General features: G+C 46.7%; 25 protein-coding genes and 1 tRNA gene. 10 read left to right on the plus strand and 16 right to left on the minus strand.

The window, feature by feature from the left end; translation table 11 throughout:
* The 3 genes from N2K84_RS18315 to N2K84_RS18325 all read right to left on the minus strand — a co-directional run.
* Positions 1-697: transposase (locus N2K84_RS18315; RefSeq protein ID WP_282593286.1), on the minus strand; the 697-nt coding region annotated here is incomplete at its 3' end.
* 339 nt (positions 698-1,036) lie between these two features.
* Entirely contained in the window at positions 1,037-1,669 is a 633-nt protein-coding gene (locus N2K84_RS18320; RefSeq protein WP_282593287.1) for a hypothetical protein, read from the minus strand.
* Positions 1,670-1,888: 219 nt separating this feature from the next.
* A tRNA-Arg gene (locus tag N2K84_RS18325) sits at positions 1,889-1,960 on the minus strand.
* 368 nt (positions 1,961-2,328) lie between these two features.
* On the opposite strand from N2K84_RS18325, the gene N2K84_RS18330 reads away from it, so the two are divergent.
* The 4 genes from N2K84_RS18330 (at position 2,329) to N2K84_RS18345 (ending at position 6,120) form a co-directional block, all read left to right on the plus strand.
* Positions 2,329-3,012, plus strand: coding sequence for a succinate dehydrogenase cytochrome b subunit (locus N2K84_RS18330; RefSeq protein ID WP_282593288.1), 684 nt, complete (start codon positions 2,329-2,331; stop codon positions 3,010-3,012).
* An 18-nt stretch (positions 3,013-3,030) separates the two neighbouring features.
* Positions 3,031-4,968: a fumarate reductase/succinate dehydrogenase flavoprotein subunit gene (locus tag N2K84_RS18335; RefSeq protein WP_282593289.1), complete on the plus strand. Its 1,938-nt coding sequence runs from the start codon at positions 3,031-3,033 to the stop codon at positions 4,966-4,968.
* Between the two features lie 24 nt (positions 4,969-4,992).
* Positions 4,993-5,748, plus strand: coding sequence for a succinate dehydrogenase/fumarate reductase iron-sulfur subunit (locus tag N2K84_RS18340; RefSeq protein ID WP_282593290.1), 756 nt, complete (start codon positions 4,993-4,995; stop codon positions 5,746-5,748).
* A gap of 171 nt (positions 5,749-5,919) precedes the next feature.
* Positions 5,920-6,120, plus strand: coding sequence for a YwbE family protein (locus N2K84_RS18345; protein WP_282593291.1), 201 nt, complete (start codon positions 5,920-5,922; stop codon positions 6,118-6,120).
* A gap of 4 nt (positions 6,121-6,124) precedes the next feature.
* On the opposite strand, the gene N2K84_RS18350 is transcribed toward N2K84_RS18345, so the two are convergent.
* The 5 genes from N2K84_RS18350 to map form a co-directional block, all read right to left on the minus strand.
* The gene (locus N2K84_RS18350; RefSeq protein ID WP_282593292.1) at positions 6,125-8,149 is read right to left on the minus strand and encodes a thioredoxin domain-containing protein; all 2,025 of its coding nucleotides are present in this window, start codon (positions 8,147-8,149) and stop codon (positions 6,125-6,127) included.
* A gap of 202 nt (positions 8,150-8,351) precedes the next feature.
* The gene (locus N2K84_RS18355) at positions 8,352-9,134 is read right to left on the minus strand and encodes a PhzF family phenazine biosynthesis protein (protein WP_282593293.1); all 783 of its coding nucleotides are present in this window, start codon (positions 9,132-9,134) and stop codon (positions 8,352-8,354) included.
* 4 nt (positions 9,135-9,138) lie between these two features.
* Positions 9,139-11,562 (minus strand): TonB-dependent receptor, encoded by a 2,424-nt coding sequence (locus tag N2K84_RS18360; protein ID WP_282593294.1) that lies wholly within the window; start codon positions 11,560-11,562, stop codon positions 9,139-9,141.
* Positions 11,563-11,656: 94 nt separating this feature from the next.
* The gene (locus tag N2K84_RS18365) at positions 11,657-12,961 is read right to left on the minus strand and encodes a sensor histidine kinase (RefSeq protein ID WP_282593295.1); all 1,305 of its coding nucleotides are present in this window, start codon (positions 12,959-12,961) and stop codon (positions 11,657-11,659) included.
* A 109-nt stretch (positions 12,962-13,070) separates the two neighbouring features.
* The gene (map, locus tag N2K84_RS18370) at positions 13,071-13,892 is read right to left on the minus strand and encodes a type I methionyl aminopeptidase (protein ID WP_345894142.1); all 822 of its coding nucleotides are present in this window, start codon (positions 13,890-13,892) and stop codon (positions 13,071-13,073) included.
* A 47-nt stretch (positions 13,893-13,939) separates the two neighbouring features.
* Between map and N2K84_RS18375 the strand changes: the two genes are divergently transcribed.
* On the plus strand, positions 13,940-14,680 hold the full coding sequence (locus tag N2K84_RS18375; protein WP_282593297.1) for an acyl-[acyl-carrier-protein] thioesterase: 741 nt from the start codon (positions 13,940-13,942) through the stop codon (positions 14,678-14,680).
* A gap of 50 nt (positions 14,681-14,730) precedes the next feature.
* Here the strand turns inward: N2K84_RS18375 and N2K84_RS18380 are convergent, their stop codons facing one another.
* The 4 genes from N2K84_RS18380 to N2K84_RS18395 are packed head-to-tail and all read right to left on the minus strand — an operon-like array spanning position 14,731 to position 17,305.
* Positions 14,731-15,474: a hypothetical protein gene (locus N2K84_RS18380; protein ID WP_282593298.1), complete on the minus strand. Its 744-nt coding sequence runs from the start codon at positions 15,472-15,474 to the stop codon at positions 14,731-14,733.
* A 51-nt stretch (positions 15,475-15,525) separates the two neighbouring features.
* Positions 15,526-16,242 carry a tRNA threonylcarbamoyladenosine dehydratase gene (locus N2K84_RS18385; protein WP_282593299.1) on the minus strand — a complete coding sequence of 239 codons (717 nt, stop codon included), beginning with the start codon at positions 16,240-16,242 and terminating at the stop codon, positions 15,526-15,528.
* Positions 16,239-16,892, minus strand: coding sequence for a TatD family hydrolase (locus tag N2K84_RS18390; RefSeq protein ID WP_282593300.1), 654 nt, complete (start codon positions 16,890-16,892; stop codon positions 16,239-16,241). Before N2K84_RS18390 ends, N2K84_RS18385 begins: the two co-directional genes overlap by 4 nt.
* Positions 16,892-17,305 (minus strand): threonyl-tRNA synthetase editing domain-containing protein, encoded by a 414-nt coding sequence (locus tag N2K84_RS18395; RefSeq protein ID WP_282593301.1) that lies wholly within the window; start codon positions 17,303-17,305, stop codon positions 16,892-16,894. Before N2K84_RS18395 ends, N2K84_RS18390 begins: the two co-directional genes overlap by 1 nt.
* A 104-nt stretch (positions 17,306-17,409) precedes the next feature.
* Here N2K84_RS18395 and N2K84_RS18400 point away from each other — a divergent pair, with 104 nt between their 5' ends.
* Positions 17,410-19,599, plus strand: coding sequence for a trypsin-like peptidase domain-containing protein (locus N2K84_RS18400; RefSeq protein WP_282593302.1), 2,190 nt, complete (start codon positions 17,410-17,412; stop codon positions 19,597-19,599).
* A 78-nt stretch (positions 19,600-19,677) separates the two neighbouring features.
* Here N2K84_RS18400 and N2K84_RS18405 read toward each other — a convergent pair whose 3' ends face one another.
* From N2K84_RS18405 to ric, 4 genes are read right to left on the minus strand one after another with little or no spacing between them, the layout of a single operon-like run.
* On the minus strand, positions 19,678-20,172 hold the full coding sequence (locus tag N2K84_RS18405) for an HD domain-containing protein (RefSeq protein WP_282593303.1): 495 nt from the start codon (positions 20,170-20,172) through the stop codon (positions 19,678-19,680).
* A gap of 3 nt (positions 20,173-20,175) precedes the next feature.
* Complete coding sequence (locus tag N2K84_RS18410; RefSeq protein ID WP_282593304.1) at positions 20,176-20,514, minus strand: cupin domain-containing protein; 339 nt, start codon at positions 20,512-20,514, stop codon at positions 20,176-20,178.
* Positions 20,515-20,546: 32 nt separating this feature from the next.
* Positions 20,547-21,092, minus strand: coding sequence for a hemerythrin domain-containing protein (locus tag N2K84_RS18415; protein WP_282593305.1), 546 nt, complete (start codon positions 21,090-21,092; stop codon positions 20,547-20,549).
* 6 nt (positions 21,093-21,098) lie between these two features.
* Positions 21,099-21,800, minus strand: a complete 702-nt coding sequence (gene ric, locus N2K84_RS18420) for an iron-sulfur cluster repair di-iron protein (RefSeq protein ID WP_282593306.1) — start codon at positions 21,798-21,800, stop codon at positions 21,099-21,101.
* Between the two features lie 163 nt (positions 21,801-21,963).
* Here ric and N2K84_RS18425 point away from each other — a divergent pair, with 163 nt between their 5' ends.
* From N2K84_RS18425 to N2K84_RS18435, 4 genes are all read left to right on the plus strand, one after another.
* The gene (locus N2K84_RS18425; RefSeq protein WP_282593307.1) at positions 21,964-22,401 is read left to right on the plus strand and encodes an RrF2 family transcriptional regulator; all 438 of its coding nucleotides are present in this window, start codon (positions 21,964-21,966) and stop codon (positions 22,399-22,401) included.
* 197 nt (positions 22,402-22,598) lie between these two features.
* A complete protein-coding gene (locus N2K84_RS20595; RefSeq protein WP_428222001.1) occupies positions 22,599-22,826 on the plus strand; it encodes an ISAon1 family transposase N-terminal region protein in 228 nt (75 codons plus the stop codon).
* Positions 22,827-23,065: 239 nt separating this feature from the next.
* Positions 23,066-23,245 carry a hypothetical protein gene (locus N2K84_RS18430; protein WP_282593308.1) on the plus strand — a complete coding sequence of 60 codons (180 nt, stop codon included), beginning with the start codon at positions 23,066-23,068 and terminating at the stop codon, positions 23,243-23,245.
* A gap of 32 nt (positions 23,246-23,277) precedes the next feature.
* Positions 23,278-25,206 carry a glycoside hydrolase family 97 protein gene (locus N2K84_RS18435; protein ID WP_282593309.1) on the plus strand — a complete coding sequence of 643 codons (1,929 nt, stop codon included), beginning with the start codon at positions 23,278-23,280 and terminating at the stop codon, positions 25,204-25,206.
* Positions 25,207-25,355: the final 149 nt, after the last annotated feature.

Below are 25,355 nucleotides of genomic sequence, written 5' to 3' on the forward strand. Positions count from 1 at the left end.
GCTGTCCCATCGGGCATACAAAATAATCTTGTTCTGCATTGTAATACAGGTTTTCTTGTATGAATGGGTTGTTTTTAAACGAGCGTTTCTGTTCTTTATGGAAGTAATTGTATTTTACGTAGGCTTCTATTTTATTGTCTTCCATGTATTTGTAATTTTCTTCACTTCCATAACCCGAATCGGCGCAGACTTTATCCGGAAGTTCTTCATAATTTTCTTCAAAACCTTCTAAGAAAGGCATCAGTGTAAGCGTATCTGTTGGATTAGGAAAAAAATCGTAATGGGTAATAAATTGGTTTTCAGTCCCTATTTGTTGGTTGTAGGCAGGTTTGAGCTGGCCATTTCCCATGTGGTCTTCTTTCATCCGCATAAAAGTAGCATCTTCATCGGTTTTGCTGTAACTGTTTCGGGTGCCAAGCTTTTCTAGTTTATCTTCGTATTCTTCTAACTTTGGAAGGTGTTTTTCTTCAAGGGCTTTGATTTGTTTCAATTCCTCCCTGCTCTTATTCTCCCTGTTTATGGCATTAATACGTTCTCTCAGTTCTTTGCTGTTAATGGGTGTTGGCGGCTCATTATCCGGCTGATTGTCCTGGGCGATCCCTTCGTCTATTTGTGAAAGTATCCCCCTGATTTTTGATTCCAGTTTTTCCCTGTTTTTCTCTACCGATTTACGCCACACAAACGTGTAACGGTTCAAATAAGCTTAAAACAGCACTTTTAAAAGCATTCGGGGATGGTACCCGCTACATCCCCCTCCTTTATATCCGAAATCGATACCTGATAAATCCAGTTCATTAACGATCTGGTTAATCAACCATACCGGACTTTCTTCTGCTATCATACTATCAATACTTTGAGGGAATAAAACCCCTTGTCCCTGATCGTATGATTTGAATGTTATATTTGCCATATTGCTTTGTCGTCCAATGCTTTAAATATAACAATAATTGCAGAAAACATAAAACTTAGAACAAAAAAAAGAGTGCCCAAAAACTTTTTGGACACCCTCAACCGACCAAAATGCTTTACCCAAACCTCAGAGCCGGAAAAATTTATCGTCCGAGTAGTACGAAGCATCGTTACGCCGGAAGAAGAGGAAAAGCGCCGGGTGTTCCTGTGCTTGCTGTTCGTTAAGGTGAAGGGTGTAGGCGCCGGCTCCCCGGCCCACTCCGCAGCCAACGAGCCTCGCCTCATACGGATCGCCCAGCAATACCAGGCAGAGCTCGTCGTCGGCTGCTTCCTGTTGTGTGAAACAACGGGGGTTCCACCTAATATGTACCTCCGAGGGCTGATCTCCCGATCGCTTGGCAGATAGATTTTTGGGCAGGGGCAGCGGCCCGCAGGAAAAATGAAGCAGGCTTTGGTCAACCAGTTGCCCGAATTCGCCGAAGGCCGGCAGGTTGGCCTTGATAAACAAGTTGTAGCCGGTAAGCTTTTTCGTGGCCGAACGCTTCCAGATCGGCTCTACAAATTCCTGTTTCACCTTTCGGTACAATACATTCACCCCATAAAACCGCCGTCGATGTTCTTGTTGCTTTTGGCTCCAACTGTCGCTTTTCCGCTTTTCGGGGGCCATGCGAACAATGGTTTCGTCGCCATAAGGAACAAAAACCAGGTTACCCAGCTTACCGCTTAGCTGTAGTCCTCCTATACCTTTCGTTCGTGCCATGTTTGCTGTTTAAATAAAGAATAACTAAATATTCACTAAGATTTCCCTAAGTTAATACATAATAAGCTTAGAGAAAGCTTACAGAAACCTTTTATTAAACACAATGTTTGTCCCTCGGAAAGGCAAAGGAAGCGCCTTAGTAATGTTGATTGATGAATGTCGAATGATGGATGGGGTGCGTTATGCCTGCTTCTTGTTGTTAAGTTAATGGTTTTAAAGTAGTTCCACCGGGAATCGAACCCGGATTTACAGTTTAGGAAACTGTCGTTCTATCCGTTGAACTATGGAACCATCATTACTTTTAATTTTCCGTAGCAATAGTCGGTTTCTAAAAGCCCTGCAAAAATAGGAAAAAGCTGGTTTATTCAAAATAAAGGATCATTTTTAAAAATTACCGTTTCTTTCTGCTTTTTTGGAGTTGGTGACTTCCAATCGGGAAGGGAGAGATTCGGACTGTTAACAGAAATTTTACAAGTTAATTTCAGTTAATGGTTTGGAAACCAGCTTGGTGATTTATTTGCTGGTAAAACATGCTTAGAAACATTTTAAATTACCTATTTTAGAACGGCTTTTATTGGTTGAAAAGTCGCTTAGACCTACTTTTGTTGAGCTTTTTGCAACAATAATTTATTAATGTACTAATATAAATCAGTTATCCTATGAGCAATTTTCTGACTGCCTCTATCGGAAGGAAGTTTATTATGAGCATATCAGGTTTGTTTCTGATGATGTTCATTTGCGTGCATTTGGGAATCAACTTATTGTTGATTTTTGATGACAGTGGCAATCTGTTTAACCAGGGTGCACATTTTATGGCAACCAACCCCTTGATCAAAGTCATGGAACCCTTACTTGGCCTTGGATTTATTATCCATATCATCTGGTCATTTCTTCTTAGTTATCAGAACTATAAAGCCCGGCCAGTAGGTTATGCCCAGTCCAATGCTTCTTATTCAAGTACCTGGGCTTCGCGCAATATGTTGATCTTGGGCGCGTTGGTGTTGGTTTTTCTGGTGCTTCACATCATGAACTTCTTCTGGAAGATAAAGGTTTCCGGCGATCCGCTGCTGGAACATGTGCTGGTGAATGGTGAGCACATGGAAAATACCTATGCACTTGTTTCGGATTTGTTTATCAACAGTGCTGTTTACGGCATTATTTACATTCTTGGTGGAATCTTATTGGGCCTTCACCTGGGCCATGGTTTCTGGTCATCGTTCCAAACTTTGGGACTGGCCAACAAGGTATGGCTGGCTCGCCTTCAGTTTGTCGGTAAAATCTTTGCCGTAATGGTAGCCTTAGGTTTCTCTATTATTCCGTTGTATTTCCTGATTAAATTTTAATCGAAAAGAAATTGAATTATGAGCGTATTAAATGCAAGAATACCCGAAGGGCCTTTAGCCCAGAAGTGGACAAATTATAAAGATCACCAAAAACTGGTGAACCCGGCCAACAAGCGAAAATTGGATGTCATTATTGTTGGTACCGGTTTGGCAGGTGCTTCGGCTGCTGCTTCGCTGGGTGAAATGGGTTTCAATGTAAAAAACTTTACTATCCAGGATTCGCCCCGTCGTGCGCACTCAATTGCTGCACAGGGTGGTATCAATGCTGCTAAAAACTACCCGAACGATGGAGACTCGGTTTTCCGTTTGTTTTACGATACCATCAAAGGAGGTGACTACCGTGCCCGTGAAGCCAATGTGTACCGTTTGGCTGAGGTGAGCAACAGTATTATCGACCAGTGTGTGGCACAAGGTGTTCCTTTTGCCCGCGAGTACGGTGGTTTGCTCGACAACCGGTCGTTTGGCGGAGCTCAGGTAAGCCGTACTTTCTATGCTAAAGGACAAACCGGACAGCAGTTGTTGCTGGGCGCTTACCAGGCTCTGATGCGGCAGGTAAATGCCGGAACCGTAAAAATGTACACGCGTACCGAATTGGTTGACATTGTTATTGTCGATGGAAAAGCCCGTGGTATCATTGCCCGCGACTTGGTAACCGGTGAATTGCAGCGTCATTTCGGACATGCTGTCGTATTGGCAACCGGGGGATATGGAAATGCATTCTTCTTGTCAACCAATGCGATGGGATCAAACGGATCGGCTGCCGTGAAAGCTTTCCACAAAGGAGCTTTCTTTGCGAATCCGTGTATGGCCCAGATTCACCCAACTTGTATTCCGGTTCACGGTGAGTTCCAGAGTAAGCTGACCCTGATGTCGGAGTCGTTACGTAACGACGGACGGATTTGGGTGCCTGCCAAGAAAGAAGATGCCGAAGCAATTCGTGCCGGAAAATTGAAACCAACCCAAATCGCAGAGGAAGATCGCGACTATTACCTGGAGCGTCGCTACCCGGCTTTTGGCAACCTGGTTCCGCGCGACGTGGCCTCGCGTGCTGCCAAAGAACGTTGCGACGCCGGATATGGAGTAGGCACAGGCCTGGCTGTTTACCTCGATTTCAAATCGTCGATTGAACGCTTGGGCAAAAATGTGATTGAAGCCCGCTACGGCAACTTGTTCCAGATGTACGAAAAAATCGTTGACGAAAATCCATACGAAACCCCGATGATGATCTATCCGGCCATTCACTACACCATGGGTGGCATTTGGGTTGATTATGAACTGCAAACGACTATTCCCGGTTTGTTTGCTGCCGGTGAGGCCAACTTCTCCGATCACGGCGCCAACCGACTTGGTGCTTCGGCCCTGATGCAGGGACTGGCTGATGGCTATTTCGTATTGCCATACACCATTCAGAATTACCTGGCCGACGATATCCGCACACCGCGCATGAGTACGGAAGAAAAGGAATTCGTTGAAGCAGAAAAGGCCGTAAAAAGCCGCTTCGAAAAACTGATGAGCATCAAGGGGAACCGCTCGGTTGACAGTTTGCACAAAGAACTTGGTCTGGTGATGTGGGACTTCGTAGGCATGGGCCGCAACAAAAAGGGGCTTCAGCATGCCATTGAACGTATTGCCGAAATCAAGAAGGAGTTCTGGAGCAATGTGCGTATCCCCGGCGATATCAAAGGAATGAATATCGAATTGGAAAAAGCCAACCGGTTGGCCGATTTTATTGAAATTGGCGACCTGATGGCCCGCGATGCGTTGAACCGCGAAGAATCTTGCGGTGGACACTTCCGCGAGGAATATCAAACCGGCGAGGGTGAGGCTCTGCGTCAGGATGATAAATTTGCGTTCGTTTCTTGTTGGCAATACAAAGGTGACGATGCAGAACCGGTACTTCATAAAGAAAACCTGGTTTACGAGAGCGTGAAAATGGTTCAACGTAATTACAAGTAATGGCTTTTTAAAAGGAGATCAATCATGGAAAAAACAATAAATCTCACATTAAAAATATGGCGTCAGAATGGCCCCAAAGAGAAAGGCCGTTTTGAAACCTACAAGGTTAACAACATCTCAACCGACAGCTCGTTCCTGGAAATGATGGACATTTTGAACGAGCAGCTCATCAACGAAAATAAAGAACCGGTGGCTTTTGACCACGACTGCCGTGAAGGTATTTGTGGGATGTGTTCGCTGTATATCAATGGCCGTCCGCATGGGCCTGATGACGATGTAACCACCTGCCAGTTGCACATGCGTAAATTTAAAGATGGCGAAACCGTAACCATCGAACCATGGCGTGCTGCTGCATTTCCCGTTATCAAGGATTTGATCGTTGATCGTAATGCATTTGACAAGATTATTGCAGCCGGGGGCTACGTTTCGGTGAGCACTGGTGGTGTCCCCGATGCCAACGCCATCCCTATCTCGAAAATAGATGCTGATGAATCGATGGATTCAGCCTCTTGCATCGGGTGCGGCGCATGTGTGGCAGCTTGTAAAAACTCGTCAGCGATGTTGTTTGTTTCGGCAAAAGTGAGCCAGCTGGCCTTGTTGCCGCAGGGACGTGTTGAAGCAAAACGTCGTGCAAAAGCGATGGTGGCCAAAATGGACGAACTGGGCTTTGGCGGCTGTACAAACACCGGCGCCTGCGAAGTGGAATGTCCGAAAAACATTTCTATCACCAACATTGCCCGTCTGAACCGCGAGTACCTGAAAGCGAGATTCGCAGAATAGGAAATACCTGTTTATAAAATAGGAGGAGGCTGTCCAAAAGGGCAGCCTCTTGTGTTATTTGGGAGTGGGCAGAATTCGTTTTTATCCTGTCATCGGGAATGACTGCTGACAGGCTTTTGATTTTTCATTTACCAGAATAGTTGCTACTTTCATCGCCTAAAAATTAAAAAAATGGACGGAAGGAAACGATCGAATGTGAAAATTGAAAGCCATGTGGAAATTGTTCAAAAACAGGATCAGCGAACCGGGGAACTGACAGAGGGGTATGTGGCGCAAATCCTCACTAAGTCGCCTATGCATCCGCACGGAATTAAAGTGCGCCTGGAAACAGGTGAGGTTGGGCGGGTGAAAAATATTTTGGAAGACGATTAATACTCTATTTTCCGCAAATCAGCTTCAACGCTTGCCCTGGCGTTTCAACCGGGAGCTGGCAAGCTTGGTTTTGGCATACATAAATTTGTGTTTTCCCTTTATTTACCCGGTTTTTCAGCAGGGGTAAATTTTCTGTTTCGCCCATGCAAAACAAGCAGTTGGGCATATAGTTGGTTTGCAGCTCCCGCCCAAAACGGATCGCCTCGGGGCCGGTTATGGCCACTTCAAACTGGTCGTCCGAAAAACTCAGGGCCAGGTTCAGCCAGTTGGAATGCCCGGATGGAAATTGAGCCGCACTTTCACCGACTTTTTCAAGCATTTTTTCAGCAACTTCCAGGTAACCTGGCTTTCCTAAAAGATGACCCAGTTGGAAGAGGTTGTTGGCCATTACCGAGTTGGACGAAGGAATTACGTTGTCATATACTTCCACGCTACGGGTAATCAGGTCGGTTTTGCCAGCCGGACTGAAATAGAAAATACCTTTCCCCGGGTCAAAGAACTGTTTGAAGGTAGTTTCCGTGAGTTGTTCGGCCCGCTGCAAAAAGGCGGCATCAGCAGTAACTTCAAACAAGGCGACCAAGGCTTGGATAAACAACGCATAATCTTCCAGAAAACCATCTACTTTACTACTTCCGTTTTTATAGGAATGGTGTAGGGTCCCGCTTTCGGACATCAGTTTTTTAGTTACAAAATCAGCGTTTTTTGTTGCCAGCTCCAGGTACTCCGGTTCACCCAAAGCTTTGTACGCATCGGTCAATCCGGTAATCACCAGCGCGTTCCACGAGGTCAGGATTTTATCATCCAGGGCCGGGTGTTCCCGTTCTTCGCGCACGGCCAGTAGCTTGGTTTTCCACTGTTTTACTTTATCTTTTAATTGATTGAGTGATAAATCGTGCTGTTCGGCAAATGCCGCATCACTTTTCCGGCGCAGTAAAATGTAATTGCCGTCTTCCCAGTAGCCAGTTGAATTGACATTAAAATAGGCTGCAAACAAATCGGAATCTTTGCAAAGTAGCTTCTGTAAGTCTGCTTTCTGCCAAACGTAGAACTTGCCTTCTTCGCCTTCACTATCAGCGTCAAGTGAGGAATAGAAGCCGTTTTCGGGAGAAAGCATCTCGCGTTTCAGCCAGCCAATTGTTTCACCAACAAGTTCGCGGTACAGGGGGTATTGAAATTTCTGAAATGCCCGGGAATACAAACTGAGCAGTTGCCCGTTGTCGTAAAGCATTTTCTCAAAGTGGGGCACCCGCCAAACGGTATCGGTGGAATAGCGCGCAAAGCCGCCACCCAGTTGGTCGTAAATTCCCCCCATGGCCATCTTGTTGAGAGTGGTTTCTACGAAGGCCTCCACCCTGCCATCCTCTTGCTGATGCGCCCACCGAAGTAAAAAGAGCAGGTTGCCGGGCATCATAAACTTTGGCGCTCCCTGGCTGCCACCTTCTTCCCAATCAAAATCCGTTTGCCACGAACGTACGACCATCTTAATTTCTTCCAGTCCAGGTTTACGGTTTTCGCGACTGATTGGCAGGAGGACACTTTGCTCAATTCCGTGCATTAAGCGTTGGGCATATTCTGTTGTTTTATCGGGATGTTGCCGGTGGTATCCGGCAAGTTGTTGGAGGGCGTTTACCCACGATTCTTTCGGGAAGTAGGTTCCTCCCCAAATGGGGCGTCCATCCGGAAGCGCCACGGCGTTCAGCGGCCAGCCTCCGCGTTCGGTCATTAGCTGGACTGCTGTCATGTAAATTTGATCCACATCCGGCCGTTCTTCCCGGTCAACCTTGATGCACACAAAATTCCGGTTCATGATTTCGGCTACCAGTTCGTCTTCAAATGACTCGTGTTCCATGACGTGGCACCAGTGGCAGGCCGCATACCCAATGCTGATGAGCAGCAACTTATTTTCGGCCTTGGCTTGCTGAAGGGCCTCCTCTCCCCAAGGCATCCAATTTACCGGATTATGGGCGTGTTGCAGCAAATACGGCGATGTTTCATGAATCAGTTCATTGGTGTGCCGGTGGGTTTCCATATTGAATTTTTTCCTGTAAATTGAGAAACAATTGCTTAAACCTTCAGGTTCAAACTAATTCTTACGGAAAGATGGATCGAACTGTTGTCAACCGATAATTAAAAGCTCATTCAGTTTCTTTGGAAAATGAATTTGTAACGACACTATAAACTGGATTTCGGTTTTCATTCAGCGATTGATCAGCCTATATGGTAGTTGTCCATCAGATGAAGATCTCTCCGCGCAAGTAAGTTTTGGTTTTGCCGGCAATCAGCACCCGGTCATCTTGCAGGGTACAAATTAATTCGCCACCACGCTGGGACAGCTGGTAGGCCTTAAACTCAGTTTTGCCGAGGCGTTTGGCCCAGAAAGGCGTCAGCGAGGTGTGGGCCGAGCCTGTTACCGGATCTTCATTTATACCTACTTTCGGCGCAAAGAAGCGACTTACAAAGTCCACCTGCTCGCCCGGTGCTGTTACGATAATTCCGCGTGCATCCGCTTTGGCTAAGGCTGAAAAGTTCGGGTTCATCTCCCGGATTTCTTTTTCTGTTTGATACAACAGCAGGTAGTCGGTTTTGCCCTTGAAGCAAGCTTCGGGAAGCTTTCCCAGGGCTTTGATGATCTGGTTTGGCGCATCAACCGGCGAAAGCTTGTCGGCCGGGAAATTGAGCTGCAATAAATTGCCGGTCTTTTTTACCTGCAGCAGGCCGCTTTTGCTGCCAAAGGTGATTTCATCCTTTGGGTAATTTGCTTCCTCAAAAATAACGTGGGCTGTTGCCAGCGTGGCGTGACCACATAACTTCACTTCGGATTTAGGGGTGAACCAACGGATTTCGAAGCCCAGTTTCGAGGGGACAAAAAAGGCCGTTTCTGACAAATTGTTTTCCATGGCGATGGCCTGCATCAGCTCGTCGTCCAACCAATTTTCCAGCGGCACGACGGCGGCCGGATTGCCTTTAAACAGTTTTTCAGCAAAAGCATCAACTTGAAAGAAGGGCAGCTCCATACGGTTAAAATTTTACAGTTAAACTGAGATTTAGTTTCCGGTCAGTCAGGTAATTGGGAACAGCATACAGGTCGCCATAATTACTGCTTGCCCAAAAATACGAAACGGTATTGTTAATTCCCAACAGGTTCAGCACTTCCAGGCTCAACCACATATCGTTGATATGGGTGAATAAACTTTGCGGCTTAAAATGACTGTTGGAGCCAATCAACACTTTTGAAATACCCAAATCGATCCGACGGTATGGCGGCATGCGAAAGATGTCCTGATAACGCTCGGAGTTGGGCGGGCCGGTTGGAAGGCGCGATCCGTAAAAGGCCGCCAGGTGCATTTTCCACGATGGGTTTCCGGGGAAATAGTCCTGAAAAAACAGGCTGATGTTCAGCCATTGGTCAGTTGGTCGCGGAATCCAGCCATGTCCGTCCCCGATAATATTTTCTTTGGTTTGCAGCAATGAAACGCTGGCCCACGATTGGATGCCACTCACGAATTCGCCATTCACCTTTACATCGAAACCGGCTGCATAACCGGTGGCCTGTTGGTTGGCCAGGTAGCGGATCTGGACATTCTCGACCTGATAAGGCACCAGACGTGAAAAATGTTTGTAGTACAGTTCCGAGCTTAGCTTGAAAGGCCGGTCCCAAGCCTGGAAAAGATAGTCGGCCCCCAGTAAGACCTGGGCCGATTTCTGGGCTTTTACATTGGTGTAAATGTTGCCGTCGCGGTCCTTCAGTTCCTTAAAAAATGCCGGTTGCTGATAGCTTCCTCCCGAAAGCCGGAAGACAAACTGCTTTTCCCAACCGGGGTAATAACTAACGGATGCACGCGGACTTACCAGCCATTCGTTGGAATAATCCCAGTAATGGGCGCGCAGTCCGGCAGTCAGGTAAAGGTCTCCGTTAGTCACCGGCAGGGCATAAGTATCCTGTATATGGGCGCTGGCCCGGGTGGAGTTCATCCGGTTGTTGGTGAAGACGGTTCGGTACAGCAGTACCTCCTGTTCGGAGTAGGGCAGGGAATAGCCGGTTGAATCGCGTAATTCCCATTCATTCAGTTGATCGTGTATTTTTTCAAGCTGAACTTTCACACCCCAGTTTAGCAGGTGTTTTTCCGTGTTCCAGGCTCCTTTGTGTTCCAGGTTGAAAACACGTGCATCCAACTTGTTGCGGGCATGGTTGAGGAAACTGCCAACGCCCAGGTTCAGCACGCTGTCGCCAAATGCTTCCGACGCCAGGTCGCGTTCTAGCTCGTTGAGATAGTATTGACCCAATATGTCATAGTTAACTTCTTCGCGGGTATGAAAAGCCGAGGCAATCAATTTGATGTTTAGCTGATTATTCGGGTGGAAGTTGGCGGCCAGTGCTCCCAGTTGGGTGTCGAACCGGTCTTTTTCCTGTCCGTCAAAATAAATTTTTGCGCGGAGTGGCTGTTGCCAGGTTCCGAAAGCGGTTTCACGTGTTTGGGGAATGAAATGGTATTGGTTTCTGGCCAGGTTGCCCAGAAACGACACTTCAAGGTGGTCTGAAAACTGATAGGTTAGATAAACCTGCATGTCGGTGAATTTTGGATCGTATTCGCCGGTTTCATCCAAGCTATTCAGCAGGTAACTGTTGGTTTTGTAACGAAGGCCGCCCAGAAAACTGAGCCTTTCATTTTTGCTGACATCCTCTACATGTACAGAGCCGCCAAGCAAGCTGGCTGAAGCCGATCCGTTGAAAGCGGTAGGGTGGCGGTAGCTGATGTCGAGCACTGAAGCCATTTTGTCGCCGTATTTTGCATCGAAGCCCCCGGCCGAAAACTCAATGGACGAAACCAGGTCGGCGTTGATAAAACTCAGCCCTTCCTGTTGTCCCGAACGGACCAAAAACGGACGGTAAATTTCAATGTCATTTACATACACGAGGTTTTCATCGAAATTTCCACCGCGAACGGAATATTGCGAGCTTAGTTCATTGTTGGACGAAACGCCGGGCAGGGTTTTTATCAGCGCTTCTACGCCGTTGGAAGTCGCATGGGGCAGGTTGTTGGTAAACGACGGATCGATGCGGGTCATGTTGCTTTGTGCTCTTCGGTGCCGGGTGACTTTTACTTCATCCAACTGTTCGGTGCTTTCCTGAAGGGAAATGTTCAGCTCCAGGCGTTGTTCCTCACCGGCTTTCAATTCCTGCTGCATGGTTTCATAACCAACGATGGAGAAGACCAGCGTTACCTGGCGTCGGGCAGGAATACGCAGCAGATACTCGCCTTTCTTGTTGGTGACTGTGCCGATGGGGAATCCTTTCAGCGAAACATTGACCAGGTCAATTGCCTGTCCATTATTGTCGGTAACCCGGCCAAAAACAGTGGCATTGTTGCTCTGTGCAAGCAGTTGACCTGCTGCCAGCAGGATCAATAATAGTAGTAGCAGGCTGGTACCGAGTCCTCTCATAGGGGCAAAAATACGATTCTTAGCACAATTGACAACTGATGGTTTATGCTGATTGATTGGTAATTGATTACCGGATGTTGCTTTCTGTTGAAACTTATTCTGCCAGCGGAAGGGTGAACGAAACTTCCGTGCCCGAGCCAACCTGGCTTTCGATGTGCAGCTCGCCATGGTTTTTTTGCAGGAATTCCCTGGTCAGGATCAGGCCAATACCTGAGCCGGTTTCCGGAATGGCCCCGGCCGCCGAAAAGGGGATTTTTGAATTGATCCGCATCAGCGTTTCGCGCGACATGCCAGCGCCGTTGTCGGTAACCGTAACCACCATGCGATCGCCATTTTCAACTGCCGAGATCTTTACTTCACCGCCGGAGTGGGAAAACTTGATCGCATTGGATACCAGGTTTCGCAGGATGGCGCCCACCATATCCTCATCGGCAAATACCTCCGAGTTGCTTTTCATTTTTAAGAAAAAAGACAAGTTCTTTTCTTCGATCATCGGATGGAAGAGTTCAATCACATCGCGGTAAACCTTTTCCAGTTTGATCGGTTTGGGCGAAAAAGGGATTAATTCGCTTTGCACGGTTGACCATTTCATTAAATCCTGCAGCAGCTTAAAATTTTGTTGCGAAATGTTGGCCAGGCTCCGGATTAGTTCCATGCGTTGCTGGTCGGTTAGCTCAAAATAGTCCTCTTTCAGCAGGTTGGCAATGGCGGCAAAACTTCCGATATGGTCGCCCAGGTTGTTCGAAACCATCGATACAAAGCGCTCTTTGTTCATGGCCAGGTTTTTATAGCCTTGCTGGCTGATTTTTAGTGAATCGGATAGTTTTTCGAGCCGGAGGTACAACAGTTCAAAAACGTATTCGTTGGAATAGGCGGTCAGCGAAATCAACAAAAATACCAAGCCGGTGCGGCCCATCATCGTCAAATTGTATTGTGGGAACCAAGTTTCGTCGTGAAAAAAATAAAATCCAAGGGTGTTGACCGCTAAAAAGGCAACGAGAGTAAACAGGCCCCAATGCTTTCCGAGCAGCAGGATGACAGGCAGGGGAAGGAGCAAGGCAAAAACCAGGGCCGTGTTTTTGATCCCTCCGGTTTGGATGAAAAAAGTAACCAATATCGTCAGGGTAACGATAAAAATGCTGGTTACCACGTGAAGTAATTTCCTGATCCGGTAGAGGTAAAACAGAATAAATCCGCATACGAAGCCCAAACAATTGGCAATCAGGAACGGAATATTATCGGTTACCAAGTTGAAAACGACGAAGCCGGAAACAACCAGGAAATAAAAAATGAAGAACAGGTGGAGCAAAATGCTCTTTTTCTTATCCTCCATGCGGGGATAGGCAGCAATGTCGGCGCTCAGCACCACCTTATTGATATAACGAATAATTGGGTTCACAGCGTATCGGGTAAAACGACCAGGTTGGGTGATTTGGTTTACCTGGTCAAATCTTAGGCTAAAATACGCCATTTAAACAAACCGGCAACCACTTTGGCGCCAGATAATGCTATCGGTTGTATTCGCCGGTCACGTCGGTGAGAACTTCCACCCCATCTTCAGTTACTAAAACGGTATGCTCAAACTGGGCCGAAAGCTTGCCGTCGCTGGTGCGTGCTGTCCATCCGTCATACTTGTCCACGCGGGTGGTGGCTTTCCCTTCGTTAATCATCGGTTCAATGGTGAAGGTCATGCCCGGCTGCATTACTGCGCCCGAGTTGCGACGGGCAATGTGGTCAACCTGTGGCGCTTCGTGAAATTCGAGTCCTACGCCATGGCCGCAAAACTCATACACCACGCTGTATTTATGAGCTTTGGCATAGCGGCCGATTACAAAGCCGATGTTGCCAAATTGGTTTCCGGGCCGAACCTGTTGGATTCCCAGGTCGAGACAATGTTTGGCCACTTGAATGATCTGTGCGGCCTTGTCTGAAACTTCACCCACCGTAAACATTTTGCTGGTGTCGCCATAGTAGCCGTTCAGAATGGTTGTCACGTCAATGTTCAGGATGTCGCCTTCTTTCAGGATGATATCGGGAGCGGGAATTCCGTGGCAGACTACTTCATTAAGCGAAATACAGCATGACTTTGGGTAACCGCTATAGCCCAGGGTGGCAGGTATGGCACCATGATCGCGTATGAATTCGTCAATCAGTTTGTCCAGGTACTCGGTATTCACCCCGGCTTTTACGTGTTCTGCAATCATAACCAGCGCTTTGCCTGCCAGTTGGCTGCTTTGCCTGATTCCTTCAATTTGTTCTGCTGTCTTAATAATGATCTCGCTCATGAAAAAAAATTTTCGCAAAAGTCGTGAAAGCTTCTTTATTTTCAAAGCTGAACAATAATTTTGTCGAAAGGTTTAAATAAAAAGCCGAACTCATGGAGAAATTTACCACGCAAATCGCGGTTCAATCCTATCAGACCAACCATTACGGGAAAGCCTCGGTTTGCTCGCTGTTTCAGTTTATGCTTGAGGCCGCCTGGGCTCATGCGCAGGTGATGGACTGGGGATACGATCACCTGCAAAGTCAGAACATGCTTTGGGTGCTGTCGCGGATGTATGTTGAAGTGGAGCATTATCCGGCCTGGCAGGAAACGATTACGCTGAATACCTGGTCGGCGGGTACGGATGGCGTGTATGCATACCGCGAATTTGTTCTTGAAAACGAAAAGCACGAAGTGTTATTGCGTGCGAATACTGCCTGGCTGATCCTGGATGCGGAAAGCCGTAAAATTGTTTTATTGAAGGAACACCAGGACACTTTCCCCCGGTATAGCGGGAAGGGCGTTTGCCGCGAACCCAAACGTATCCGCCCTAAAAAAAGTACCAGCCAACTTCAATATGTTCCTGTTCTTTTCAGTGATTTGGACGTGAACAAACATTTCAACAGTGTGAAAGCGCTGGAACGGGTACTCGATCATTATGGGATTGATTTTTTGAATGAGCACGAACCTGCATCGGTTGAAATCAACTACCTGAAAGAAGGCCTGGCAGGCGATCAGCTGGCGGTGACCACCGAACATTTGACCGATCACAAATACCAATCGAACCTGGTACGCGAAAGCGATCAAGCCGAGTTAAGCACGATGGTGATCAGATGGCGATCGCGGATGGTGTGAATGTTACTAAACTATCTTCCTGTAACCATGATGACAACTATCTCATCAAATTATTGCGCCGGAAGCTGGAGTTGTTTGAAGGTGAATTGAATCAGTTCGTCATCTACCGGTAGAAAGATTTGGAGAAATGCTGCCTGCGGGAACGCGGGGAAAAGCACCTTTCCGTACATGGCATAATTGCTGTCGAGCGTGGTTTTTCGGATGGTGGAGTTGGACCATGTATGGCGTAGTTCGTTCAGGTCGAAAGCCTCGAATTCGCTTTCCATATCCGAGATGCGAACATCATCCACCAAATCTCCCGAAATATCATGGGCCAAGTGGTCGTTGTTGGGGTTGTCATCGGTATGGGTGATGATGGCAGCGGCAACACCAACGCTGACAGCCGCCACGGCCACTCCAAACTGGTTTTTTTGCCGGGCTTCATTGCGCGAAAGATGTTTATCTATTTCCAGAATTTCAATTTCGGGATCGATTGCGTTCACCCCGTTTTCCGTTAACGGTTCCATGGAGCTGTCGCAGGGCAGGCAATAGAAAGATGCCGGATCGATCAGAATGGGCATGTTTGAACGATTGGTGATGTGGAAGTCAAACTGGTAACGGTTGTTTTCTAGCCGGTCGAAGCCGACTTCATAATGAATCCCAAAAATTGAATCGCTGACAAAAGCCTGTCCGAACAGCCATTTATCCGGTTCACGGTCGGGCTCCAGGCTGATGATGTTTTTTGGGGTTGAACAGGATTGGATCAGCAGGCTGGCGCTCACGAGGATCAAAAGAAGGGTTGGTTTTGTTTTCATGGCGAATGCTTTTTGTTTCGGACAAAATTACCAAATCCAGTGCCACGGACATCATTTTTCCAGCAAATCGCGGATAACTACCGACGAACAGAAGCATCCGAAGAGCGGCGGCATGTACGAGATGGTGCCGACCGTGGATTTCTTGTTCTGCCCTTCCTCCAGCTTCACCCGTTCTTTTTCGACTTCCTCGGGCGAGAAAACCACTTTCACCCCTTTTCGGATGCCCAGTTTGTAAAGCCTTTTTCGTAACATGCGGGCCAGTTTGCAATTGAATGATTTGGCAATGTCGCTCACCTGCACCAAAGACGGATCAAGTTTTCCTCCTGCCCCCATCGAGCTGACAATAGGAAGCCCCAGTTGTTTGCTGTGATAAATCAGAAAAACCTTGGGCGAAAGGGTATCAATCGCATCCACTACATAATCGTAACGGGCTTCCTCCAGCACTTCGATCATGCGCTCGTCTTTCAGATATTCGTTGATAACGTGAAGCTCAATGTCCGGATTAATGTCTCGGAAACGCTGACCCATAATTTCAGCTTTCGACTGGCCTTGGTTGCTAATCAACGCCGGAAGCTGGCGGTTGCGGTTGGTCATTTCCACCACATCGCCGTCAACTATCGTCAATTTGCCAATTCCCGCCCGGCAAAGTTGTTCGGCGGCATAAGCGCCAACCCCGCCAAGTCCAACGACCAATACGTGGGCGTGCTTTAATTTTTCCATTTTGGTTTTGCCCAGCATCAGGGCGGTGCGTTCCTGCCAGTTCTTCATCGTTTAATTATGCGCTGAAAATTTTCAAATACGGTGGACTGCAGCTCGTTGACTGTCTTCCCGAATAAAGAAGCGGCAAAAATATAAATACTTTCAATATTTACCGTGCTTTCGTCGGTTTCGAAAAATAGCCGGTCGGATGGAACCAGCAGCAACGACTGGTTTAATTTGGTCTGACTTTTTAATAGTGCAGCGCCAAAGGAGAAAAAGAAACCTTGTTTGATGAGCTGGCGGGTTGTTTCTGCGTTACCGCTGTAGCCATGCAAAATCCAGGGCACGGTTGACCGGCTCGATTTTTTTAGCTGTAACAGGTCGGAGTATGTCCGCACGGCGTGAATGATAAGCGGTTTGTGCAGTTTTTCGGCCAGCTCAATTTGTTGGGCGAAGATAGCTTGCTGCAAGTCTATGGGCGTTTCAATGGAGCGGTCAAGCCCGCATTCGCCGATGGCCAGCACCTGCGAATGGTTGGCCAATCGGGCTAGTTGTTTGAGTAATTCGTTGCTGCCTTCATCCGGAATATCCCAAGGATGCAGTCCAGCCGAATAATATTGGCCTGGTTTGGGCAAAAAATCAAGCTGCACCGGATGGTTGATCAACCCGGTTTGATTGTTGCTCAGTGGCAAATGGGTATGAAAGTTCACCAGCTTCATCACAAATCTGCCCAGATGCGCGCCAGGGAAAAACCTGGTGCGTCAATTTTTAAATCGAGGAAGTAGCCGAAAGGCGTTTGGGCCGTTTCGAAACCGGCATTTTGCAGGCGTTGTTCAGCCAGGTCGAAAAGGCTTTGGGTAAACTGGACCGAGGCTTTCGAGTCGGACAAGTGGGCGAACGAATGCAGGATCACTCGTTTGGTGTTGTTCTTTCGGGCGGTCCATTTCAGGTGGTTCACCAGTTTTTTTTCACGCGAGCCAACTTCTTTTTCTTCATCTTTTTCTTCGGCTTGAATAAAGGCCAAAATAGCTTCTTCAAATTTAGCTCCTCCTGTCACCTCCTCCGCCAAGTCCAGATTTTTTGTTGCCGGTTGATAACTAAATTCTTTTATGTACATTACCAAAACCTTCATGGGCTTACTTTTTTCCAAAATTATCAACTTTCGTGGTAAAAAGTGAACAATTGGCTGAACGGGAGGCTATTTTGCCTATTTTTGAATCCATGGAACAATGACGCATGAACAGAAAACTGATATTTTCTTTACTGTTTTTTACCTTGGTCATAAATGCCCGGGGTCAGCTTTCGCAGGGTGGCTCACCGCTGGAAATTAATCACCTTAAATCAGTTGTAGTGAACGATGAGGTTGAACTTATCGTGCCGGTAGAGAAAGTGGCAGCAGAACGACCTGCAGATCTGTCGGGAAACCAGCTCAAACCGTTTCGTTTTGCCCATGCTATCCCGGTCAGCCTGAATCCAATGAATTCCGGAAACTGGTATGAGATGCAAGGTTTTCGGGTATGGCAATTGCGCATAACATCACCGGGCGCTAAATCGCTGAACGTTATTTTCGACCGTTTTCATTTGCCCGACGGGGCCAGACTGTTTCTATACTCGGCTGACAAAAGCGACGTAATCGGTGCATTCACTTCGACCAATAACAAAGCCAGCGGCAAATTAGCCACCGCGCCTGTAGCGGGCGACCGGCTGGTTATTCAATATGAGGAACCTGTTCATGCTCAATTTTTTGGCGATTTGTCTGTTAAGTCAATCAACCACGATTATATTGGCCTCAAGGCGGTAGGCAATGAACGGCGGCCGTTGGGCGAGTCGGGGAGCTGCAACGTAAATGTAAACTGCGATTTTACAAGTGCCTATAAACTGGCTTCCAACAGTGTTTGCCGGGTGCTGGTTAGCGGTACCGATTTGTGTACCGGAACCTTGCTTAACAATGCCCGGCAGGATGGTACCCCCTATGTTTATACGGCAGCGCACTGCATTGAGGATAACACCGAAGCATCGGAATCGGTCTTTCTGTTTAATTACGAATCGCCCTATTGCGGAAATATTGACGGGGAGGTAAATAATACACTTAGTGGAAGTTTGCTGCGAGCAGAGTCTGATAGTCTTGATTTTAGTTTGGTTGAACTGACAGTCAGTCCCCCCCAAATATACCGGCCGTATTATCTTGGTTGGAGTAATCATACCGATATCCCCGATTCAACCGTTTGTGTGCACCATCCGCTTGGCGATATTAAAAAAATTGCCATTGATGATGATCGGCCATTTATCCGGACGTACAGTTCAGACTATCTGCGAAACGGGTTTTTTATGGTTGCCAACTGGGAAAGAGGAACTACGGAAGGAGGTTCGTCGGGGGCCCCGCTGATTGACCAAAATATGCGCATGGTGGGTTCTCTCACCGGTGGGGCAGCTACTTGCGAACAACCCTACAACGATTATTTTGCCAGATTTAGCATGGCCTGGGATTATTACCCGGATTCTGGCCGACAGCTGAAAGCCTGGCTCGACCCGCTGGAAAGTAAAATAGGTTTTCTGGATGGCTATGCTCCGTTTACCGGAAAAGATTTGTGTGGGCCTTTCACCAATTTTACCGATGAAGACACCCATGAAAATCTTCGGATTGCGGACGGGGACCAGTTTAAAGGTTATTGGGGGGGCAGCAATGCTTACGGGTTTAGTGCATTTGCCGAACAGTTTCGTTTTAACTCTGAGTGTGAGCTATCCGGAATCTCACTTGGTGTAGCCATGGTGGATTTCGACAGCAGGGCAGCCAATTCAAAAGTTGCGGTTGAAGTGTATGATGGGGGAGAGAGGCCTGGCAATCTGCTGTATGCTCAGGAATATTACCTGCGCGATTTGGAACAGGGAGTGATGAATTACCTTTCATTTCATGAGCCAGTAAAAACCAGCGGGGAATTTTTTGTCGCTTATTCCATTGATCAGTTTCGTGCCACAGATTCATTGGCTGTTTTTCTGGCGAAAAGAATTGTTGACCCGAAAAACTCCTTTTTCATCAAAGACGATAATGTGTGGTACCCTTACCCCGATAAAAGCGGGACTGCCGAAGGTTCATCCATTTTGATGGAAGTGATGGTTTGCGGGCTGGATTCTGCCGATTTGGATCCAAACCCCAAGCAGGCAACCCTGGCTGCCAAGGCATACCCCAATCCGTTGCAGGCAGGGCAGCGCTTGTATGTGAAGTTTGAAGAGCCTGTTCAACCTACTGAAGTGGGCGTGTACGACATGTTGGGACGCATGGTGAAAGTTTCCTACACACAACCCGGTGAGCGTTGGATGTATTTCGATTTTACAGGGGAAAGGTCTGGTATCTATCACATCCGTGTTGTTGGCGAATCTCCTGCCCGAAATTATCAGTTACGGGTGCTTTACGTGGGCGACATTTGAGTAAGATGAGTTTTCCCAAGGTAAGTTTTCCCGAATATCCGGATAATTGTTCGCATAAATTTGATTCAGATCTGAAGTCTATTTTTCTGGCATATAAATCTGTTCTAGGAGTCTGACTCCGGTTCTTGTTTTGAAGTATTTCTGACGAATCACTGATACGGTGGCTGCATTCATCTTGTCCTCAAAAATATTCACCAAAAAATCAGCTTCCACCAGAATTTGAAAATCAATGCCGTCGATTTTTGTGTACGAGTGGTGGTTTCCGATCAAATAGCAAATCCGGTAGATGGTTTCGGGCGAGGCCCCCAGATGCATCAGCATTTCGCGGGCAATAGGCGGGCCTTCAATTTCCTGGTATTTACCGGCACTCGATTGATATTTTTGCACTGCTGCAGGAATACCGATATCGTGCAAAATAGCCGACAGTTCAATTATATTCAGCTCTGTGCCGGTTATATTCTCCTGATTTGCTATTAGTCTGGCAAAACTGTGAACTTTCAGGGCATGATTAATTCTACGGACATCGGCACCAAAGAACTCAACCATCCGCATCAGGGTTTTCGTCACTATCATCACTTAAAGTAATCTTGATTGCGAGGTCGGTTTTGGGGATTTCACAACCAGAATCCGTGCAGGACTAGCTGAATTATTGGCCAGGCAATGGATAATATTTTTAGGACTTTCTACCAGACTGTCTTTTTCAACGGTTAAGGTTTCGTCTCCCACTCGTACTTCTGGTGTCCCTTCCAGAATATAAAAAAATACATCAACCGGGGTGATGTGTGGCTTCAGTGATTCTCCCGGCTCCAGACTTATATGCATAACCTGGGCGTTGTCGTGGTCATAAAGTTTGCGCACATCAACTTTGTGTGGGGTTTCCACGGTTTGGGTTTCTTTTACAGAATGAATGATCATAGCTTTTATCTTTAATTTTTGATGGTGAATTATTATTGTAAATATTCAGAGGCTAAAAGGTCGATTTTTGCAATCGAATTTTCGGCATTATAACCCGGGATGGCTTTGTTTTCCACTTCGGCAAACTGGTCGAGCAGCATTTGTTGTTCAGCCGGACTGATTACCTGGTCGGCCATTCGGAAGAGAATGTTGTTTTCCTTCGAAATGTGGTTTTGAAGCAGAATGGCATATCCCTGCATGTTGGCGTAAATGTTATTCACTGCCTCGGTGTTGCCAGCACGAAATTGGGCAATACCCTCAATCATTCCGCTAACATAGTTTCGCCCTTGTATATGCTCGTGAAGCATTACGGCAACGGGACCTTGCTCGGGCGAAAATCCTTTTTCGCCCATCATCGGGAAAAGTAAGTCTTCTTCTTTGGCATGGTGAAGTCCATCGGCAAAATTGCGGATCAGGCTCACTACTTCATCAAAATGATCGGCATTGGTGCTGCCTTTCTCGGCCATGGCCTCCATGATGTAGGTTAAACGTAGGATATGTACATGGTCGTTTTCCAGATTTTGTGTTGCTGTATGCATGGTGTCTTATTTTGTCAGGTTTAATGCTTTGGGGAACAGAATATTGTTTTCGAGGTGAACATGGACGTGCAGATCATCTTCAAATGCTTCAAGTTGCTTAAAAGCTACCCGGTACGTGTTGCAGGCATCCTGGGGCAGGGAATAGCCCTGTGTGATTTCGTTGATTTTATCCATGGCGCTTCCCGCAAATTCGTGTTCGCCGGTCATTCTGCTAATTTCTGAGATGATGATGGCTTTGGCTTCGGCGCTGTTGCTGGCCAAAGCTTCTTTGATAGCAGGGAAAAGCAACTCTTCTTCTTGTTTCAGATGCTGGGTAAGCTCCTGGTTGATTTTACAGAACAAATCTTCCACAACACGCAATTCGGGGTGATTATCGCCATGTACTGCTGCAATTTTTTGGGTGTAGAAGAGCAGGTCAGGCAAGTTATTTTGCACATACTGGTGGTGGGTATTTACAATGTAATCAGCCAAGAAGCCCAGGTTCCAGTTTTTAAAATCATGGGTAGCCGATGCTGATGTAATAGCTAGTTCATTCAGTTGCTCAACAAGGTGTCGGGGATTCAGTCTTTTTTCTTGACAAGCTTCTGTAATACTTTTATTGCCTCCGCAGCAAAAATCGATACCGGCTTGCTTGAATATAGCGGCTGCTCTGAAATCATCAGCTACAATTTGGCCGATGCTTCTTTTGTCTGTTAAATCGGTTTGCATGGATAGTATGATTTAAAATTCGGGATAAAAGTAGTAAATAATTACAAAAGGACAAAAAGGTCCTTTGGTTGTCTTGTTCCTTTTCTCTATTTTTGTTGCAGGTATAGTGACGGTTAACTTATTCGATCTGAATTTTTTACTGATTTTATAAATAATCTGGAACGTGTTTAACAAGGAAACAGAATATGCTTTGAGAAGCCTGGTGTACATCCAGCAGCAGAACGACCGGAACAGGCGCCCTGGAATTATGGAAATTGCCCGTGAAATTGAAGCACCGCGGCCCTTCACAGCTAAAGTCCTGCAACGCCTTGTCCGCTTGGGTTTTATCATCTCAGTGAAAGGGATTGGCGGTGGTTTCTATTTTGACCCCGAAAAGCCGGAATTGGCACTGAAAGAACTCATTTTAGCAACCGAGGGCGGACATATTTTTAATGGGTGCGGATTTGGGTTGAAGCAGTGCAGCTCGGACAAACCGTGCCCTTTGCATGAACAATATGCTCCCATCCGGGATGCGATTAATAAATTGGTAAGTGAAGAAACCATCCAGTCGTTGGTGCGGAAAGCAGCCCTTGGAGAAAAGAATCACTTGGTTGAATTATAATAGATGAAGTTAGAATTACAGATTACCGGCAGGAGTGCACCTTGAATGAAATCATAATTTTCAGGAGTAGTTTTTGAAGAAAATGGGATCACTATAAAAACTTGTGGGGGAATAAATTAAATTGAGAGTTTTGTGTTTGACTTTTACGAATGAAAATGACGACACAAAACGATCAATAAAGTTCACTAATCCGACTGATTTTACTGGAAGAACTATTTGAATTTTTCCTTCTGGTTGACCATGAAGTTACAAACAATCAGGTGCATGTATATTTGGAAGAAAAGGATTTGAAGCCGGAAGGTTATGAATCCGAAAAGCTAACCTCCAAGGGTTTTCATTCTCCTGTTACGATTCAGGACTTTCCGATTCGCGATAAACCCTTGTTTCTGCATATCAGGCGTAGGCGTTGGCTAAAGATCACTTAGGTTTTTGCAACGCTTTGCAATCGCTTTTTTTTAGTTGAAAGAAGTTTGCCCGAGGTACCCCCCCCGTGCACTTACGGATATTTCATTTGTAAAATGAACATCAGTTGTTTAATTATCCAAACTTTAAAATCATATATCTAAAATTGATATTCATCGATACGTTAATGCCCTAATTTTACGATGAACAGCCTAAGTGGTCAGTTTTTCAAGTATTCCGGTATAACTAACTTAAACCCATTATGAAACAAATCGTTCTTTCTGCTATCTTCATTTTGCTGTTTGGCCTGACTGGTTATTCGCAAGGCCCGGCCAAACAAGCTCCTCAAGGTTTCGACATGGTTCCCGAAGGTTACCACGATTTCAACGTGTGGAAAGATAACTTGTACAATTTTGTGCAACTTCTGTTTAAAGAGATGTAGATCAGGGATCATTCATGAACCATAGAACTAAAATGAAAACAAAACTACTTACCGCGCTCTTTCTGCTAATCGCTCTTTCTGCAGTCTCTCAGAAGTTGACGGTTACTTCCCCCAACCAAAAGATTAGTGCAAATCTATACAATGACCAGCAGGTCAATGCAGGCGAGTGGTATTTGCAGGTCAATTACCACAAGGATAGCCGGGTTTCAGAAATCATTCCACGAATTGAACTGGGACTGGAGCGGGATGATCAGGATTTTTCAAAAGATCTCATATTCCTGAAAGCCGGAAAACCAACCTTGGTGCGCGAACATTACACAGTCATTCATGGAAAGCGCAGCCAGTGCAGCAACCAGGCCAACGAAGTGGTGGTTTCGTTCGAAAATCCGTTGAAAGCCAAGATGAACCTCATTATCAGGGCGTACAACGATGGCGTGACTTTCCGCTATGAATTCCCCGAAAAAGAGGGAACCTTTGTGGTGAAAGACGAATTTACGGCCTATTCCGTGCCCGACAGTACCATGCGCTGGCTCACCAAATTCAACCCGGCGAACGAAGGACTGTACAGTACCTTAAAAGACGGCAACGAACAGAAAGACTGGGGTTACCCGGCCCTTTTCAACACGCCCGACAAAGCTTGTTGGTACCTGATTCACGAAGCTGATTTGAACCGCACCTATTGCGGAACCAAACTCACTAACTTTGGCGAAAAAACCAAATACAAACTCACCTTCCCCGACAAATGGAACGGTCGCGAAAAAGGCGAAGTGCAGCCAACCATCACGCTTCCATGGAAATCACCCTGGCGGGTGATCATCGTGGGAACGCTTGCCGACATTGTTGAGTCGACACTGGTTGACGATGTTTCGGCACCATCGACCCTTGCAAAAACCGATTGGATTCAACCCGGGAAAGCATCATGGAACTATTGGTCCGACAACCACGGAACCCGCAGCTACAAAACCGTTTGCGCCTTTGCCGATTTGGCCGCGTCGATGGGCTGGTCCTACACCTTGCTCGACTGGGAGTGGGATGCGATGACCGATGGCGGAAACCTCGACGATGCGCTAAAATACATTCATTCTATTGGCGTGAAACCGCTCATTTGGTACAACTCGGGTGGCGAACATACTTGGGTGAATGCTACGCCCAAAGACCGCATGTTGACCCACGAAAACCGAATGGAAGAGTTTGCCAAATTGAAGAAAATGGGCATCTACGGCGTGAAAGTGGACTTCTTTGAAAGCGAAAAACAGGACATGATTAACTATTACCTCGATATTTTGGAGGATGCCGCCAAATTCGAAATCATGGTTTACTTCCACGGTTGCCTGGTGCCACGTGGCTGGGCACGCACCTATCCGCACCTGATGACCTACGAAGGCGTTCGCGGTGCCGAGTGGTACAACAACGGCCCCGAGCTCACCACCACTGCGCCTGAGCACAACACAATCCTTCCATTTACCCGCAATGTGGTGGGTGCCATGGACTATACGCCTGTAACCTTCACCAACTCGCAGCACCCGCACATCACCTCGTACGGTCACGAGTTGGCGCTGAGCGTGTTGTTCGAGTCAGGCATGCAGCATTTGGCCGACCGCCCCGAGGGCTACTACAACTTGCCCGATGCCGCTAAAAACTTCTTGCGCGAAGTGCCCAACGCTTGGGATGACACCAAGTTTGTGGATGGATATCCCGGAAAAGATGTGGTGATAGTCCGTCGCAAAGGCGACAATTGGTACGTTGGAGGCATCAATTCCGAAATACGCAGGGATAAAAGCAAAACCTTGAAATTCAATTTTCTGCCTGAAGGGAAAAAATACCAGCTCACATTGATTGCCGACGGCAATTACGATACAGAATTCGCGACACGCTACTTGGTTGTCGACAAAAATTCAGAAATTGAGGTGAAAATGCTCCGTCGCGGAGGTTTTGCGGCCAGTTTAAAACCGATTAACTAACTTTTTATTCATTGTTTATGAAGTTATTAAAATCTTTCAGTTTAAAAGGAACAGTCATATTGATGGTGATTTCCTTATTTGTAGGGAATTTATCGGCCCAACAATATCCGTATCAAAACCCAAATCTCAGTTTTGAAGAACGTGCCGAA

Source organism: Gaoshiqia sediminis (assembly GCF_025907915.1).
GTDB lineage: Bacteria > Bacteroidota > Bacteroidia > Bacteroidales > Prolixibacteraceae > Gaoshiqia > Gaoshiqia sediminis.

Coding starts and splice junctions, on each gene's coding strand:
- N2K84_RS18410 (WP_282593304.1), bottom strand. CDS start 20,514: ATGATCATTCATTCTGTAAAAGAAACCCAAACCGTGGAAACCCCACAC.
- N2K84_RS18350 (WP_282593292.1), bottom strand. CDS start 8,149: ATGGAAACCCACCGGCACACCAATGAACTGATTCATGAAACATCGCCG.
- N2K84_RS18415 (WP_282593305.1), bottom strand. CDS start 21,092: ATGCATACAGCAACACAAAATCTGGAAAACGACCATGTACATATCCTA.
- N2K84_RS18400 (WP_282593302.1), top strand. CDS start 17,410: ATGAACAGAAAACTGATATTTTCTTTACTGTTTTTTACCTTGGTCATA.
- N2K84_RS18320 (WP_282593287.1), bottom strand. CDS start 1,669: ATGGCACGAACGAAAGGTATAGGAGGACTACAGCTAAGCGGTAAGCTG.
- N2K84_RS18340 (WP_282593290.1), top strand. CDS start 4,993: ATGGAAAAAACAATAAATCTCACATTAAAAATATGGCGTCAGAATGGC.
- N2K84_RS18355 (WP_282593293.1), bottom strand. CDS start 9,134: ATGGAGCTGCCCTTCTTTCAAGTTGATGCTTTTGCTGAAAAACTGTTT.
- N2K84_RS18345 (WP_282593291.1), top strand. CDS start 5,920: ATGGACGGAAGGAAACGATCGAATGTGAAAATTGAAAGCCATGTGGAA.
- N2K84_RS18395 (WP_282593301.1), bottom strand. CDS start 17,305: ATGAAGGTTTTGGTAATGTACATAAAAGAATTTAGTTATCAACCGGCA.
- N2K84_RS18385 (WP_282593299.1), bottom strand. CDS start 16,242: ATGAAGAACTGGCAGGAACGCACCGCCCTGATGCTGGGCAAAACCAAA.
- N2K84_RS18380 (WP_282593298.1), bottom strand. CDS start 15,474: ATGAAAACAAAACCAACCCTTCTTTTGATCCTCGTGAGCGCCAGCCTG.
- N2K84_RS18405 (WP_282593303.1), bottom strand. CDS start 20,172: ATGATAGTGACGAAAACCCTGATGCGGATGGTTGAGTTCTTTGGTGCC.
- N2K84_RS18335 (WP_282593289.1), top strand. CDS start 3,031: ATGAGCGTATTAAATGCAAGAATACCCGAAGGGCCTTTAGCCCAGAAG.
- ric (WP_282593306.1), bottom strand. CDS start 21,800: ATGCAAACCGATTTAACAGACAAAAGAAGCATCGGCCAAATTGTAGCT.
- N2K84_RS18430 (WP_282593308.1), top strand. CDS start 23,066: ATGAAACAAATCGTTCTTTCTGCTATCTTCATTTTGCTGTTTGGCCTG.
- N2K84_RS18375 (WP_282593297.1), top strand. CDS start 13,940: ATGGAGAAATTTACCACGCAAATCGCGGTTCAATCCTATCAGACCAAC.
- N2K84_RS18390 (WP_282593300.1), bottom strand. CDS start 16,892: ATGAAGCTGGTGAACTTTCATACCCATTTGCCACTGAGCAACAATCAA.
- N2K84_RS18360 (WP_282593294.1), bottom strand. CDS start 11,562: ATGAGAGGACTCGGTACCAGCCTGCTACTACTATTATTGATCCTGCTG.
- N2K84_RS18330 (WP_282593288.1), top strand. CDS start 2,329: ATGAGCAATTTTCTGACTGCCTCTATCGGAAGGAAGTTTATTATGAGC.
- N2K84_RS18435 (WP_282593309.1), top strand. CDS start 23,278: ATGAAAACAAAACTACTTACCGCGCTCTTTCTGCTAATCGCTCTTTCT.